Genomic DNA, 14337 nt, shown 5'->3' on the forward strand with positions numbered 1-14337 from the left:
GTGTGTGAAGCTGGGCTCCTGCCTTCGCAGGAGCACGGGAGGTCAGGACGACTTCGCCTCGGCATAGGCCCAGTCGAGCCAGGGGCCGAGCGCCTCGATATCCGACGAATCGACCGTCGCGCCGCACCAGATGCGCAGTCCCGGCGGGGCGTCGCGATAACCGGCTATGTCGTAGGCGGCGTCCTCCGCCTCCAGCAGCGCGGCCATCTTATTGATGAGCGCCGCGTCGGCACCCGCGACGGTCAGGCACATGCTGGTCTTCGACCGGCTGGCCGGATCGGCGGCGAGATGGCCGAGCCAGGGGCGCGCCTGCACGATGGCGTCGAGCGCGGCGGCATTGGCCTCGGTGCGGCGGAGCATCGCGGGCAGGCCGCCCAGCTCTTTCGCCCATTCCAGCGCGAAGATCGCATCCTCGACGGCGAGCATAGAGGGCGTGTTGATCGTCTCGCCCGAGAAGACGCCCTCGATCAGCTTGCCGCCTTTGGTGAGGCGGAAGATCTTGGGCAGCGGCCAGGCGGGGCTGTGACCTTCCAGCCGCTCGACCGCGCGGGGGCCGAGGATGAGCACGCCGTGCCCGCCCTCGCCGCCCAGCACCTTCTGCCAGGAGAAGGTGGCGACATCGATGCGGTCCCAGGGCAGATCATAGGCGAAGACCGCGCTGGTCGCGTCGGCGAAGCTCAGCCCCTCACGGTCTTCGGCGATCCAGCCGCCGTCCGGCACGCGCACGCCCGATGTCGTGCCGTTCCAGGTGAACAGCACGTCATTCGTCCAATCGACCTGCGAAAGATCGGGCAGCGCGCCGTAATTGGCACGCAGGACGGTCGGGTCGAGCTTGAGCTGCTTGACCGTGTCGGTCACCCAGCCCTCGCCGAAGCTCTCCCAGGCGAGCGTCGTCACCGGCCGCGCGCCCAGCATCGTCCACATCGCCATTTCGAAGGCGCCGGTGTCGGAGCCCGGCACGATGCCGATCCGGTGCGTGTCCGGCAGGCGCAGCACGTCGCGCATCAGATCGATGCAATAATGCAGGCGCGCCTTGCCGAGTCTGGAACGATGCGAACGCCCCATGCAGCCGGTCACGAGCTTTTCGGGAGACCAGCCCGGCGGCTTCGCGCAGGGACCGGAGGAAAAATACGGACGCGCTGGACGCACGTCTGGCTTCAGCTCAGTCATGTCAACGACTCTCCTTCCAGAGAGCCCGCACCGCGTTGGGGCGGCGTGGCCCGTCGATGGCGTTACGGGAGAAGGGCATCCGCCGCAAGCGCCTCTCGCTTCGACTCGTCTTTCTTGACCGCCGCGTCCGCGCGAATCAGGCTTGGGTCATGCGGCGGGGGCTCCTCCTGGCGACGATGCTGGTGTTGGCGGGATGCATCCCGCGCAGCGAGCCGCGCGCGCCGCCGCGGTCGGAGCCGCCGCCGCGCGCCACGGCCCAGCCCGATGCGGCGACCCGGCAATGCTTTGGCGAGCTGGCGCGCGAAGGCGTGCGCTTCCAGCCGCTGCCGGACCGGCATTTCCAGAACGGCTGCTCGGCGCTCGGCGCGGTGCAGCTCGAGGAGATCGGCACGCCCGTCGCCAATCTCGGCGCGATGACCTGCCGGCTCGCCCGCCAGTTCGCGCGCTGGACGCGCGAGGCGGTGCAGCCCGCCGCCGGCCGCTTCCTGGGATCGCCGGTGCGGCGGATCGAGACGTTCGGCACCTATTCGTGCCGCAGCGTCAACAGCCGCCCGGGCGCGCGCCTGTCCGAACATGCCTATGCCAATGCGGTGGACGTGGCCGCCTTCGTCCTTGCCGACGGCCGGCGCGTCACGGTGGAGCAGGGCTGGCGCGGTGGCCTGGACGAGCAGGATTTCCTGCGCGCGATCCATCAGGCGGGTTGCCGCCGTTTCAGCATCACAATCGGACCCGACGCCGACGCCTATCATCAGGACCATCTCCATTTCGATATGGGACGCGGCCCCTATTGCCGCTGAATCAGGGGCTTGGAGGTTAAGGATTCACCTTCGGCCGAAACCGCTCTAAAGCCGGGTGATGACAGACCCAGTTCCGCCGAAGCGCGTTTTCCATCCCGCCCGCGAGGAGGCCGCGACGGCCGCCCACGCGACCGTCAGCCCGCAGACCGTCACGCCGGCCTATCGCCTGGCTTTTCAGGACATGGATTTCCTGCTGCGCGAGGATTTGCGGCCGGTCCGCTTCCAGCTCGAACTGCTCAAGCCCGAGCTGCTGCTCGACGAGGCGAATATCGCGACCACCTTCGTCTTCTACGGATCGGCGCGGATTCCGGAGCCGTCCAAGGCGCAGGCTTTGGTCGATGCCGCCGCCACCGATCATCAGCGGCTGGTCGCCGAACGGCTCAAGGCGAAAGCGAAATATTATGACGAGGCGCGCAAGCTCGCCCGTATCGTCAGCCGCGTCGGCCCGGACACCGAAGGGCGCCGCCAGTTCGTCGTCTGCTCGGGCGGCGGGCCCTCGATTATGGAAGCCGCCAATCGCGGCGCCACGGACGAGGGGAAAGAGTCCATCGGGCTCAACATCGTGCTGCCGCACGAGCAGCATCCCAATGCCTATGTGACCCCGGACCTGTCCTTCCAGTTCCACTATTTCGCGCTAAGGAAGATGCACTTCCTGCTGCGTGCGCGGGCGGTGGCGGTGTTCCCGGGCGGGTTCGGGACGTTCGACGAATCGTTCGAGCTGCTGACCCTTATCCAGACCGGCAAGATCAAGCCGATGCCGATCATCTTCTTCGGCCGTGAATTCTGGGACCGGGTGGTCAATTTCCAGGCGCTGGTCGACGAAGGCGTGATCTCGCAGGCCGATCTCGACCTGTTTTCCTTCTGCGAGACGGCGGAAGAGGCCTGGGAGATCGTCTGTCGCCATTATGCGGAGACGCCGGGGGCGATCTGCTGACATGGGCTGGTTCGGCCCGAAGCTGCCGATCGACCTGGACGAGCTGGATTTCCAGCTCGCCACCTTCAAATGGCTGATCGCGCAATTCGGGCCGGTGGGCGGGCAATTGCTGATCCTCCCGACGCGCGCGTTCTTCCCGCTTTCCGGCGCCGGCGGAGAAGCCGGCGTCCTTGAAATTTTCGAAGCGGTGCGTGGTCATGCGGGCATGGCGGACTGGCCCTGCGAGCTGCAGGGCGGCCAGCAGAATCGCCCCTTCGACGTGGGTAACAACATTTTCCTGAAGCATAGCGGCAGCGCGCCCTGCGGGACCTTCGAGATCGGCGAAGGCCCGACCGGAACTTGCGGCATCATCACCTACAATCCCGACATGGCGCACGACATGGCGGGGCTGGCGGCGACCTTCGCGCACGAATTCGGCCATTATCTGATGGCGACGGCGACGACCGCCCCGCCGGGCGGTTGGGACCTGCATGAGCTGCACACCGATCTTGCCGCCATCTATCTCGGCTTCGGCATCTTCCTTGCCAATCACGCACGCTCGTTCGAGCATTTCGCGACCGAAGGCAGCACGGGCTGGCGCAGCTCTATCCAGGGCTATCTGAGCGAGCAGGCGCTGGTGACGGCCCTTTGCATATTCCAGCGTCTTGCCGGCCGGGAACCGGCCGAGGCGGAGCCCCACCTGAAGCCCTATCTGACGAGCGTCCTCAAAAATGCCGACAAGGCACTGCGCAAGACCGCGCCGGATATGATGGCGGCGGTCGAGGCGATGAATCTCGACGATTTCGCCTGAATCACTCGGCGGCGGGCGCGGCCGCGTTGGCTTCGGCCGGCGCGGCCTCATTGCCCTCCGCGGGTGCCGCTTCGTTGCCCGCTTCGGCCGCCGGCTCCTCGACCGCGGGCGGCGGCGGGAGCTGCAGATTGCCCCCCTGCTGGTTCATGTAGAGCAGCAGGTCGGCGCGTTCCTGCGGATTGGACAGGCCTGCGAAGGTCATCCGGGTGCCCGGCGCGAAGGTGCGGGGTGAGGCCAGCCAGGCGCTCATCGTGTCCCAGTCCCAGGTGCCGCCGCGCGAGCGCAGCGCATCCGAGAAATTGAAGCCGGCATGACCGGTACCGACGGCCTCGCCCATCACGCCGTAGAGATTCGGGCCGAGGCCGTTGGCACCGCCCTGGTTGATCGTGTGGCAGGCGGCGCACTTGCGGAAGGCGCCTTCGCCGCGGGCCGCATCGGCGGTCTGCAGGAAGTGGGCGATCGGCGGCTCCGCGTCGGCGGCGCCGGACGATTCTTCCTCCACGCCCTCGATCGGATAGCCCATCGTTTCGGGGCGTTCCGACTTGAAGACCTGCCCGGTGACCAGCGTGCTGCCCAACAGGACGATGCCCGCGCCCAGCACCCATCCCGCAATCGTGTTGAACCGATCGTCCATGCCGCTTTCTTGCCTCCGAAGGTGCGCGGCCTCCCCTGGCCGGCTTCAAGCTGATTGGCGCCCCCTTTATGCGGGCGCGGCGCGCGCCGCAAGCCGGGCACGCACCTAAGGCGAAAGCGGGCCGGCGCACTTATTCCCGTTATCCTCATTATCCACAGGCGGAATCCGTTTGGTGCGACTCACTTTTCATGACAGCCTTCCTTCCGTGGCAGAGACGATCGACCGGCAACGGACGAGAGCCTTCCCAGCCACGGCCCGAGCGAGGAGCCCTTGCGTCCCACCAGACGAAAGGTCCGAGCGGAGGCGGGGCGGCTGACGAAGCCGCCGCCAGGCGGAAGCTGCGGACTTGTCCTTTGGCGGATGCGAAAGCGGCAGGCTTCGTGAAGCGCCCAACCGGAACCGGAGGCCTTCGGGCGGACGGGACCGGGCAGGCAGGAAGAGAATCCTTCGGGGTTCGCGAACTGCCCGGTGGAAAGCGGGATCTTCGGATTTACGCACCGCCACCGGCGAGAAGGGAGGTTTCGGCCGAACGGATTGTCGGGCAGGACCGGGCCTGGTTCCCGGGAGCTGCGAAACCGGCGAGAGCCCAGGGCTTCGGCTCATGGCTCGCCAGGCGGAACCAGCGGCTTCGGCCAAGGATCCCGCCGGCTCCGGCACCAAGGCTTCGGCGGCGGTGACGGGAAGGCGGGAAGCGGAACGCGAGTTCCAAATCCGCCAAGCGGCGAACCGCCAGGGCTTCGGCCCTGACGGGGAGCCTGCGGGGAAACCCGAACGAAGCTCACGCTTCGGGAAGGGACTCCGGGAACCGAAGCCAAGGCCCCCGGCCTGGTCAGGTTTCGAAATCGCCCTCGCGGACTGCCTCGCCTCCCAGGCTTGGTGTTCACCCGCGGCGGGACAGTGGGGGCCGGCGGCAACGCCGGCCCCCATTGCTGTTTCGGCCTTGGCGCCGCCCGGCGCGCCCGATCGGCCCTGCTGCGGTTTCCCCCTGCTTGATCTGGCGCAAGACAGGCGCGATAGTCCCCGCCAAGCGAGGAGGGGCCACATGTTCTCACGCAAGGATTCGAAGCCCGGCACGCGGTCCGGCCGATCGTCGTCGTCCGGTCTGTCCTTCATCGGGCCGGAGGTGGTGATCAGCGGCGATCTGACCACCAGCGCACAGCTCCATGTCGACGGGCGCATCGACGGCCATGTCCGTTGCGGCCAGCTTTGCCAGGGCGAAAGCGGAATCATCGCCGGCGATCTCACCGCCGACGAGGCGCGAATCGCGGGCCTGATCGAAGGCACGGTCAACGCCGCGACGCTGGTCGTCGAGGCGACCGGGCGGATTGCCGGCGACGTGACCTACGAGACGATCAGCATCGCCGCCGGCGCGCGGATCGACGGCCGGCTCGCCCGGCGCGCGGCGCTGGCGGCCGGGCCGGGTGCCGACGACGTGCTGATCGCGACGCCCACCACGCCCGCCGGCAAGGGCAAGGCCGCCAGCAGCACCGACCTCTTCCCCGCCGGCAGCAAGCCCGAGGCGCTGGTGGTCGATTGATGGCCAAGCATGTCGCGACGATCGACTGGTCTTCGGACGGCCAATTCGCCAGCGGGCGCTACAGCCGGCGTCACGAATGGCGCTTCGACGGCGGCGCCGTGGTGCCGGGCTCCGCGTCGCCCGACGTGGTGCGTGTGCCCTTTTCCGATCCCGCCGCAGTCGATCCGGAGGAGGCCCTGGTCGCCGCAGCCTCGTCCTGCCACATGCTCGCCTTCCTGTGGGTCGCGCACAAGGCGGGGTTCGAGGTGGCGAGCTATCGCGACGATGCGGAAGGCACGATGAGCGAGGTCGCGCCGGGGCGCCTGGGCATGACCCGGATCGTGCTGCGGCCCCGGATCGTCTTCGCGGGACGCGCGCCGGCCGGCGAGGAGCTGGACCGCCTCCACCACGACGCGCACGAGCAGTGTTTCATCGCCAATTCGATCAAGAGCGAGATCGTCATCGAAGTCCCCGCCGAAGCTTGAGCTAAAGGCCCCACCAGGGCAGCTTGGCGTAATAGCCCGTCACGTCCTCATAATCGCGCGGTTGCGGCCGGTCGGCCTGGTCGAGCCGCATGGTCGGCGCCACTTCGAGTTGCTCGCGGGTGAGATCGATGGCATAGGCGTCGAGATCGACATCGTAGGTCAGCACTTCCCACGGCACCGGATGGGCCTTTTCGCTCAGCCCGAGAAAACCGCCGAAGCTCAGCACCGCATAGGCGACCTGGCCGCTGCTTTTGTCGATCATTACCGAATGGATCGCCCCGAGCCGCTCCCCAGCGCGATTGTAGACCGGCGTGCCCTCGACGCGCCGTGACGAGATCAGCGCGTTCCGCCGATCGAGCGCCTCGCTTTCGTTGAGCAGGGGCCGCGCATCCTGAGACATGGTCCGTCTCCTTTCCGCCCCCGGAGCGATCGAATATAGCAGGATCGACCGGCGAAAGCACGCTTTCCCGGCGGGCGCTATGGCGCAGGCGGATGTCTGGAGAGGCTCGATACCGCTCAAAGCAATGGGGGCCGACGTCGCCGCCGGCCCCCACTTCGCCCGAATCCAAATCCCGCGCCGGTGAGGGCTTGGGCTCGTCCCGGGAGAGGTTCCGGCCGAGGCCTCGCGGCCCCGGTCGGTCCCTTGGGTTCCATCTGAACGGTCTTGCGACCTTCGTCCGGTTCCCTGACCTGAAATGTCCCGAAGCATTGCTGCCTCGTCGCCTTTCAGATCGAGATCAGATCTCGGCCGAAGCTTCGACATGATCCCTTCGCGTTCCTTCCGTCCGAAGACTTCCGGTTCACCGGAGCAGCTGGAAAAGTGGGTTCGGCTTTCGCCTCGCGCTTCTTTCCGCTTCCCCGTCCAGCGCTTCTTCAGCTTTCTTCCTTGCGGAATTCCGCCATTTCCACCCTGGTCGCTTTCAGCCCTGCTCGTCCGTTGCCGGCCGATCATTCCTGACCGCGAAGTTGCAGGCTGACTCGGTTTCCCGAGTCGCGCCAAGCGGAATCTTGCGTATCCTGCCTGTGGATAACGGGGATATCGTGGATAAGATTCAAGGGGCGGGCTTGGCGCCACCGTCGCCAACCGGCGGGGCGTTGCCGCCCGGCACCATGGCCGCGGCCCCCGGGACGATCTCGCGGATGCACTGCATCGTCGCGTCCTGAGCGCCGGAGCGGGAGACATCGTCGCCTTCGTTCATCAGGTCGCGGGCGCTCTTGCCCGTCATGTGCCGGTCGACGGCACATTCGCAGATCCGCTGGAAGTCAACGCCGGCGGGCGCGGCTGCGGCCCGTGAGCCCTGGACGCAGCCCTCAACCGCCTTCTCGCGATAGGATTCGCGGAAGCTGTTGTCGAACGCGCTGCCCGGGCCGCAAGCTGCGAGCAGAACGATGACGGAAACGGAGCCGATGCCGATTGCGAGACGCATGACCTTGATCCCCCTGTCGATTCAAGCGAGCCCCCCGATCCTCGCCGGACCCTTCGCTTGTAGTCGACCGGACGCGGTGATCCTAGAGCGGCATCAAGGCGGCGGCGATCCAGCGGCCTTCCCCGCGCAGCAGCCCCCATGCGCGCGCCGCCGCGCGGCTGTCCATTGCCTCGACGCCGATGCCCCGCACCTCCAGCGCGAGGACCAAGGCGCGGGGCGGAAAGACCGTTGCCGGACCGGTGCCGAGCAGCAGGAATTCCGGCGGCGGGGCGAGCGCGAGCAGCGGGGCGACGTCCGCCGCGCCGAGCGCGTCGAGCGGCGGCGGCGACCAGGGCAAGACCCGTTCCGGGGTCAATAGAACGCCGGCATATCTTTCGTCGCCGATCCGCAGGAGCTTTCCAGCGAAGCCCCGGACGCACGGCCCCGTCGCGGCTGGCGTCCGTTCAAACCTGGGCGCCGTCATAGCCTTCGTTGCGTGCGCCCTTCTGGGCGCGGCTGACCGGATCCTTGGGCAGGAAGCTGTCCGGTGTCACTTTCAGCCAGATCAGCCAGGGCGAGGCCACGTACATCGTCGAATAGGCGCCGACGATGACGCTGATCAGCAGCGCCGCGTTGAAGCTGAAGATCACGTCCGGCCCGAGGAAGAAGAGCGAGCCGAGCGCCAGCAGCATCGCCATGTTGGTGGCGACGGTGCGCGACAGCGTCTCGTTGATCGACAGGTTGATGAGCGCGGTCATCTCCATCTTGCGGTATTTGCGCAGATTCTCGCGGATGCGGTCGAAGATGACGATATTGTCGTTCAGCGAATAGCCGATCAGCGTCAGCAGCGCCGCGATCACGTTGAGGTCGAACTCGAGCTGGGTCAGCGCGAGGAAGCCCAGGGTGATCGTGACGTCGTGGAACAGCGAGAAGAGCGAGGCGATGCCGAACTGCCATTCGAAGCGGAACCAGATGTAGATCGACACGCCGAGCATCGCGAAGAGCAGGGCGAGCGCGCCGGCGCGCACCAGCTCGTCCGACACCTGTCCGGACACGGTTTCGACCGCGTCGATGCGCGCGCCCGGATAATTGGTCTCGATCGCCTCGCGCACGTCGCTCGCCGCCTGATTCGCCGCTTCCTCGCCGCCGTCGGGCAAAGCCATGCGGATCGAGATGTCGCGCGGGCTGCCGAATTCCTGGACGGTGGCTTCGGGATGACCGGTGTCGGCGATGCGCTGACGCAGCTCGTCGATGCGCGGCGCCTCGACGAAGGTCACGCGGATCATCTGCCCGCCTTCGAAGTCGATGCCGAAATTGAGGCCGCGGACCACCAGCAAGGCGATCGAGGCGGCGATCAAGAGGCCGGAGATCGTGAAGGCGATCCCGCGCCAGCGCAGGAAATCGAGATTGGTGTTGTCCGGAACGAGCTTGAGCAGACGCATGGCTTTACCTCACAGCACCAGTTCGCGCGGCCGCGTGCGCAGCCAGAGCGAGGCGAACATGCGGGTGACGGTCACGGCCGTGTAGACCGAGGTCACGATGCCGATCATCAGCACCACCGCGAAGCCGCGGATCGGCCCCGAGCCGAAGTAGAAGAGCAACATGCCGGCGATCACGTTGGTGATGTTGGCGTCGAAGATCGCGGAGCGCGCTTCGTTATAACCGTGCTCGACCGCCTGGACGATGTTGCGCCCTCGTCGCTGCTCCTCGCGGATGCGTTCGTTGATGATGACATTGGCGTCCACCGCGGCGCCGACGGTCAGCACGAAGCCGGCGATGCCGGGCAATGTCAAAGTCGCGTTCATCAGCGCCATGACGCCCAGGATGATCGCCACGTTCAGGAAGATCGCGATGTTCGCGAAGATGCCGAACCGGCCATAGGTGACGAACATGTAGAGCAGCACGAGGCTGCTCCCGACGATCAGCGCGATGATGCCGAGCCGGATCGAATCGTAACCGAGATCGGGGCCGACGGTGCGCTCCTCGACCACGTTCAGCGCGACCGGCAGGCGGCCGGAGCGCAGCGAGATGGCGAGCTGGTTGGCGGTCTCGACCGTGAAGCCGCCGGAAATCTGCGCGCTGCCGCCCAGAATGGGCTCGTTGATGTTGGGCGCGGAGATGACGATGTTGTCGAGGATGATCGCGAACGGGCGGTTCACATTCTCCTGCGTCACCCGGGCGAAGCGGCGGGAGCCGGCGCCGTCGAAACGGATCGTGACGACCGGGGAGCCGTTCTGCGAATCGAAGCCCTGCTGCGCGTCGATGATCTGGTCGCCCGAGATCATCGCCCGGCGCTGGACGGCGATGCGGCCGCCTTCGCCGGCGTCCGGATAGGGCAGGATCTGGCTGCCCACCGGCGCGCGACCGGAGGCCAACTGCTCCGGCGTCGCGCTGCCGTCGACCAGCTTGAACTCGAGCCGTGCGGTGCGCCCGATCAGCGCCTTGAGCGCCTCCGGGTCCTGAAGGCCCGGCACCTGGACGACGATCCGGTTGCTGCCCTGGCGGATGATCGTCGGCTCCAGCGTGCCCAGCGCGTTGATGCGCCGATCAACGATGTCGCGCGCGACCTCCATCGCCTGATCGACCGCCTGGTTGAGCCCCGCCTGGGTCGGGCGCATGACGATGCGCTCGCCCACCAACTGGACCGACCAGTCCGGCTGGCCGGCGAAGCCGGCGGGCTGGCTCTGGCGCCGCGCAATATCGCGTGCCGCACCGGCCTGGGCCGGGTCGCGCACCGTGAAGCTCAATTGCTCGTCGGCGGTCGAAAGCTGGGAAATTTCGATGCGCGGGCTGGCGGTGCGCAGCTCGCGCCGCATGATCTCTTCCATCGATTCCAGCCGCTGGCGGGCGACGTCGCTGACATCCGCCTCGAGCAGCAGGTGGCTGCCGCCGGCGAGATCGAGGCCGAGATTGATTTTCGGCACCAGGATCGCCGGCATGTGCCGGGTGACGGTTTCAGGCAGGAAGGAAGGGAGCGCGTACCAGGTGCCGATCACGAGCGAAAGCGTGACCGCCCAGATCTTCCAGCGGGGAAAATCGAGCATGAGGAATCAGGCCTGGTCGTTGGCGGGCTTAGACCCGTGCGGCCGCACGTCGCTCAGCATCGATTTGACGACGCGCACCCGCATGCCCGTCGCGACTTCCAGCTCGATCTCGTTCTCGTCGACCTTGGTGACCTTGCCGATCAGGCCGCCGCTGGTGACAGCCGTATCGCGCGGCTTCACCGCCATGATCATCGCCTGGTGCGTCTTCATCCGCTTCTGCTGCGGCCGGATCAGCAGGAAATAGAAGATGATGAAGATGAGGACGAGCGGGAAGATCTGCACGAAGAAGGAGGCGCCTCCTCCGGCTGCGGCGCCGCCGGTCGCGGCATAGGCTGGCGATTCGAACATGTTGTCCTAACCTGAAATGGAGCGCGCGCGAGAAGCCGCGCGCCTTCAAAAGCGCGAGGCGACTATCATGGGGAGGGGCGATTGCCAAGGCAAGCCGCCGACCCCTGCTGTGACCGCTTGGCCACAGTCGCGCCGTCCGGCTCCGGGGCGGTCAGCGGGAGGGAAAGATGATCAGCGTCGAGGTGCCGTGCGCGAGCAGCTTGCCGGTGGCCGATCGCAGAAACGCCTCGGCCGTGCCGATCTGGCGGCCGCGGCTGAGCACGCGGCCTTCGCAGCGGATCGGGCCGCCCTCCGGGTCGATCGGCCGGGTGAAGTTCACCTTGGTCTCGATCGTCGTGTAGCCGATTCCCCCGCCCAGCTCGGTATGCAGCGCGCAGCCCGCCGCGCTGTCGATCAGCGTCAGCGCATAACCGCCATGGACGGAGCCGAGCGGATTGAGCAGATGCGGTCCCGGCATGCCTTCGAACATCGCCCGGCCAGGCTCGACCTCGACCAGCCGAAACCCCATCGTCGCGGAAATCGGCGGCGCCGGCAGGCGGCCGGCGATCATCGCGCGCAGCATGTCGATGCCGGCGAGGTCCCGCACCTGATCGGGGGTGGCGATGCCAGAGTTCATGCGCGGCTCCATAACTTCGTTTCGAAACGAAACTAGTATGGTCGGCGCTTCTGTCAATCCCGTGCCGTGCCGCCGCGCTTGCCATCGCGGCGGTGCCCGCCTAAATGCCCGGCCTCTGGTCGGGGCGTAGCGCAGCCTGGTAGCGCATCACACTGGGGGTGTGGGGGTCGCTGGTTCGAATCCAGTCGCCCCGACCATGATCCTGGACACTAGGGCGCCGCGTCGGATGTGCCTGGGGCCGCGACATAGAGCGCGACGGCGGCCGTCGCGGCGATGCCGATAGCGCCGGCGATCACGATCGGCAGCCAATTTGACTGCCGGTTGGCGCGCGGCATCGGCCTGGGTGGCATGGTGAGCGAGCGGCCGCGCACGGATTCGCCGTCGAGCAGCCGGTCCGCCGCCGTGGCCAGATAGGCGAAATGCGAGTCCAGCGGTGCGGCGACGGGCCCGATTTCGTGGGCCGCGCCGATCGCGGCGGCGAGCGCCTCGGTCGGCACGGCGTCGGAGAGCCGGAACGTCATGAGCGGCAGGCCGGCGTTGGCGGCACGTTCGGCAACCTCCCGCAAAGCGGGTGAATTGACACTCGTGCGCGACAGGATGAGCACCACGAGACGGCTGGCGCGGATCGCATCAAGCGCGGCGATATCAGGTGCCACGCTCTGCGGGTATTCGCGTGCGGCGAGCCAGCAGCGATGCCCGCCCCGCTCCAGCGCGGTGCAGGCGGCTTCGGCGACGCCTGCATCCGTTGCCGTATGACAGATCAGGATATCGTGCGACATTGGACGCGGCCCCCTTTCGCGCCCCGATAGCCCGAACCCGCTCATCTGGCCAACTTTCCCGGCGTGGCGCCCCGGCCTGCAGATGGGATCAGATGCGAGTGAGCGGGATCGCCGTCACGTTTCCGGCCCAGAGCGCCCGGGCGCGGGCGAGATTGCGCGCCGCCGCCTCGGCTCGCCCGGTGGCCTGCTCCGCCTGCGACAGGGCATAGAGCGCCAGCGGATCGTCGGGCCAACGGGCAAGCGAGGCTTCGAGCTGGCGCCGCGCGCCGCGCGCATCGCCGCCGGCGAGCAGGGCGGCGCCAAGGCTGCGGCGCACCGAATACCAGAAGGGCGGCGGATCGTTGCCGGCGTCCATGGCGAGTTGCGCCTGCATGCCGCGCCGATAGGCGGCGGCGGCCTCGTCATAGCGCCCCGCGACCATCGCCGCGCGCCCGTCCAGGACATGGCGCAGGATTTCGATCAGAGGCGTCGCCGGCCCGAAGCTCGCCTCCGGGCCATCGAGCAAGGCGGCAATCGCCCCGGCCTCTTCCGCCACGCGCCCCGCATCGCCGAGCCGCGCATGGATCTCACCGCGCGCGTAATGGCGAAAGGCCTTGTCGGCAGCATGCTCCGGCACATCGCCGGCGAGCACGTCCTCGGGCCCGCCATGCAGTCCGTCCGCATACCAGGCGGCCCCGCCGATCAGCCGCGCCCATAGGCTGATCTCGCCGGTCATATGCGTCTCGCGATAGCGGCGGGCCATGTCGAGCGCAGTGGCGCCGTCGCCGCGGATCAGCGCGCTCTGGATGGTGAAATGCATATTGTGGCGGTCGAGCCCGGTCCGATAGGCGGAGGCCGGCGGACGCACCCGCGCGATATAGGCGCGGTCGGCGGCGATCGCCGCCACATTGGTCGCCGCCGCTTCCTCGTAGCGCCCGACGCCGTAGAAGGTGTGGGACGGCATGTGGACGAGATGGCTCGCCGCCGGCGCGATGGCGGCCAGGCGTTCGGCATAAGGCACGGCCAGATGCTGCCGGTCGATCCAGTCGGTGAGGTGGATGTAGAGGTGGATCGCGCCGCCATGGCCCGGATTGCGCGCCAGCACGCGTTCCAGCAAACGCTGTGCCGCCGGGGCGGGCCGCGCGCCGCGCTCGGCGGCGATCATATGCGCATCGGCGGCGAGCACGGCGATCATGTCGTCGTCCGGCATCCGCCGCGCCGCGCGGTCGAGGAAATCGGCATAGGCCCGGTTGGAGAAGTCCTCGCCGTCTCGGGTGCGCAGCACCGCCGCGTCGATCAGCACCCGGTCGCGCGGCGACAGCCCCTCGGCCAGCGCCAGCGCGCGTCGGGCGGCGGCGCGGGCGGCTTCTAGTTCGGGCGTGCGCGGCTGCAGGTTCAGCGTCGGCGAACGCGCCCAGGCCTCGCCGAAGAAGCACAAAGCGCAAGTCGGATCGGCTCGTTGCGCCTCGGCGAAGGCACGGATCGCCTCGGCTTCGTCGAACGCCCAGATCAGCTGTACGCCCTGCGCGAACCAGGTGCGCGCTTCGGCGATGTCGCTGTCCGGCGCGATCCCGACATAGCCCAGCCCCTCGACCAGCACCGGCGGCGGTGTTGCGGCGGCGGCCTCGGCCAGCGGCTCGGCGGGCAGGCAGGTGCCGGCGGTGACTGTCTCGGTCGAACGCAGGCTTGCGTCGGGTGCTGTCTGTTGAGCAATCGCCGCGCCGGCAAGCGCCGCGCCGATCAGCGCGCTCCGGCGGATCATGAAACGCAGCATGCCGTCTCCTCTTTTGACCGGAGCCTAACGTTCCAAAGCGCGGCCGAAAACCGATAAAATCTTGC

16 protein-coding genes and 1 tRNA gene are annotated in these 14337 nt (G+C 67.8%); 6 read left to right on the forward strand and 11 right to left on the reverse strand.

Annotated elements, in window-relative coordinates; genetic code table 11:
* Positions 1–42: 42 nt before the first annotated feature.
* Complete coding sequence (locus KF780_05315) at positions 43–1170, reverse strand: phosphoserine transaminase (GenBank protein ID MBX3561214.1); 1128 nt, start codon at positions 1168–1170, stop codon at positions 43–45.
* Positions 1171–1319: 149 nt separating this feature from the next.
* Between KF780_05315 and KF780_05320 the strand changes: the two genes are divergently transcribed.
* Genes KF780_05320 through KF780_05330 form a run of 3 tightly spaced genes read left to right on the forward strand, consistent with a single transcriptional unit; the run spans position 1320 to position 3691 of the window.
* Entirely contained in the window at positions 1320–1967 is a 648-nt protein-coding gene (locus KF780_05320) for an extensin family protein (GenBank protein ID MBX3561215.1), read from the forward strand.
* 58 nt (positions 1968–2025) lie between these two features.
* The gene (locus KF780_05325) at positions 2026–2901 is read left to right on the forward strand and encodes an LOG family protein (protein MBX3561216.1); all 876 of its coding nucleotides are present in this window, start codon (positions 2026–2028) and stop codon (positions 2899–2901) included.
* A 1-nt stretch (position 2902) separates the two neighbouring features.
* Positions 2903–3691, forward strand: coding sequence for a hypothetical protein (locus tag KF780_05330; protein ID MBX3561217.1), 789 nt, complete (start codon positions 2903–2905; stop codon positions 3689–3691).
* A 1-nt stretch (position 3692) separates the two neighbouring features.
* Here KF780_05330 and KF780_05335 read toward each other — a convergent pair whose 3' ends face one another.
* On the reverse strand, positions 3693–4325 hold the full coding sequence (locus KF780_05335; protein ID MBX3561218.1) for a cytochrome c family protein: 633 nt from the start codon (positions 4323–4325) through the stop codon (positions 3693–3695).
* Between the two features lie 1042 nt (positions 4326–5367).
* Here KF780_05335 and KF780_05340 point away from each other — a divergent pair.
* Both KF780_05340 and KF780_05345 read left to right on the forward strand, forming a co-directional pair.
* Positions 5368–5862 (forward strand): polymer-forming cytoskeletal protein, encoded by a 495-nt coding sequence (locus KF780_05340; GenBank protein MBX3561219.1) that lies wholly within the window; start codon positions 5368–5370, stop codon positions 5860–5862.
* Positions 5862–6326 carry an OsmC family protein gene (locus KF780_05345; GenBank protein ID MBX3561220.1) on the forward strand — a complete coding sequence of 155 codons (465 nt, stop codon included), beginning with the start codon at positions 5862–5864 and terminating at the stop codon, positions 6324–6326. Before KF780_05340 ends, KF780_05345 begins: the two co-directional genes overlap by 1 nt.
* Position 6327: 1 nt before the next feature.
* Here the strand turns inward: KF780_05345 and KF780_05350 are convergent, their stop codons facing one another.
* From KF780_05350 to KF780_05380, 7 genes are all read right to left on the reverse strand, one after another.
* Positions 6328–6726 (reverse strand): PRC-barrel domain-containing protein, encoded by a 399-nt coding sequence (locus KF780_05350; GenBank protein ID MBX3561221.1) that lies wholly within the window; start codon positions 6724–6726, stop codon positions 6328–6330.
* Between the two features lie 652 nt (positions 6727–7378).
* Complete coding sequence (locus KF780_05355) at positions 7379–7753, reverse strand: hypothetical protein (protein ID MBX3561222.1); 375 nt, start codon at positions 7751–7753, stop codon at positions 7379–7381.
* Positions 7754–7835: 82 nt separating this feature from the next.
* The gene (locus KF780_05360) at positions 7836–8216 is read right to left on the reverse strand and encodes a hypothetical protein (protein MBX3561223.1); all 381 of its coding nucleotides are present in this window, start codon (positions 8214–8216) and stop codon (positions 7836–7838) included.
* Positions 8197–9174, reverse strand: a complete 978-nt coding sequence (secF, locus tag KF780_05365) for a protein translocase subunit SecF (GenBank protein ID MBX3561224.1) — start codon at positions 9172–9174, stop codon at positions 8197–8199. The genes KF780_05360 and secF overlap by 20 nt, the downstream gene beginning before the upstream one ends.
* A gap of 9 nt (positions 9175–9183) precedes the next feature.
* Positions 9184–10776 carry a protein translocase subunit SecD gene (gene secD / locus KF780_05370; protein ID MBX3561225.1) on the reverse strand — a complete coding sequence of 531 codons (1593 nt, stop codon included), beginning with the start codon at positions 10774–10776 and terminating at the stop codon, positions 9184–9186.
* A 6-nt stretch (positions 10777–10782) separates the two neighbouring features.
* On the reverse strand, positions 10783–11124 hold the full coding sequence (yajC, locus tag KF780_05375) for a preprotein translocase subunit YajC (GenBank protein ID MBX3561226.1): 342 nt from the start codon (positions 11122–11124) through the stop codon (positions 10783–10785).
* Between the two features lie 151 nt (positions 11125–11275).
* Positions 11276–11740, reverse strand: coding sequence for a PaaI family thioesterase (locus KF780_05380; protein ID MBX3561227.1), 465 nt, complete (start codon positions 11738–11740; stop codon positions 11276–11278).
* A gap of 120 nt (positions 11741–11860) precedes the next feature.
* On the opposite strand from KF780_05380, the gene KF780_05385 reads away from it, so the two are divergent.
* Positions 11861–11937 (forward strand) — tRNA-Pro (locus KF780_05385).
* 12 nt (positions 11938–11949) lie between these two features.
* Here the strand turns inward: KF780_05385 and KF780_05390 are convergent.
* Both KF780_05390 and KF780_05395 read right to left on the reverse strand, forming a co-directional pair.
* A complete protein-coding gene (locus KF780_05390; protein ID MBX3561228.1) occupies positions 11950–12519 on the reverse strand; it encodes a toll/interleukin-1 receptor domain-containing protein in 570 nt (189 codons plus the stop codon).
* An 88-nt stretch (positions 12520–12607) separates the two neighbouring features.
* Positions 12608–14272, reverse strand: coding sequence for a hypothetical protein (locus KF780_05395; protein MBX3561229.1), 1665 nt, complete (start codon positions 14270–14272; stop codon positions 12608–12610).
* Positions 14273–14337 lie beyond the last annotated feature (65 nt).

Origin of the sequence: Sphingomonas sp. (assembly GCA_019635535.1) — a bacterium.
In the GTDB taxonomy this organism is placed as follows: domain Bacteria; phylum Pseudomonadota; class Alphaproteobacteria; order Sphingomonadales; family Sphingomonadaceae; genus Allosphingosinicella.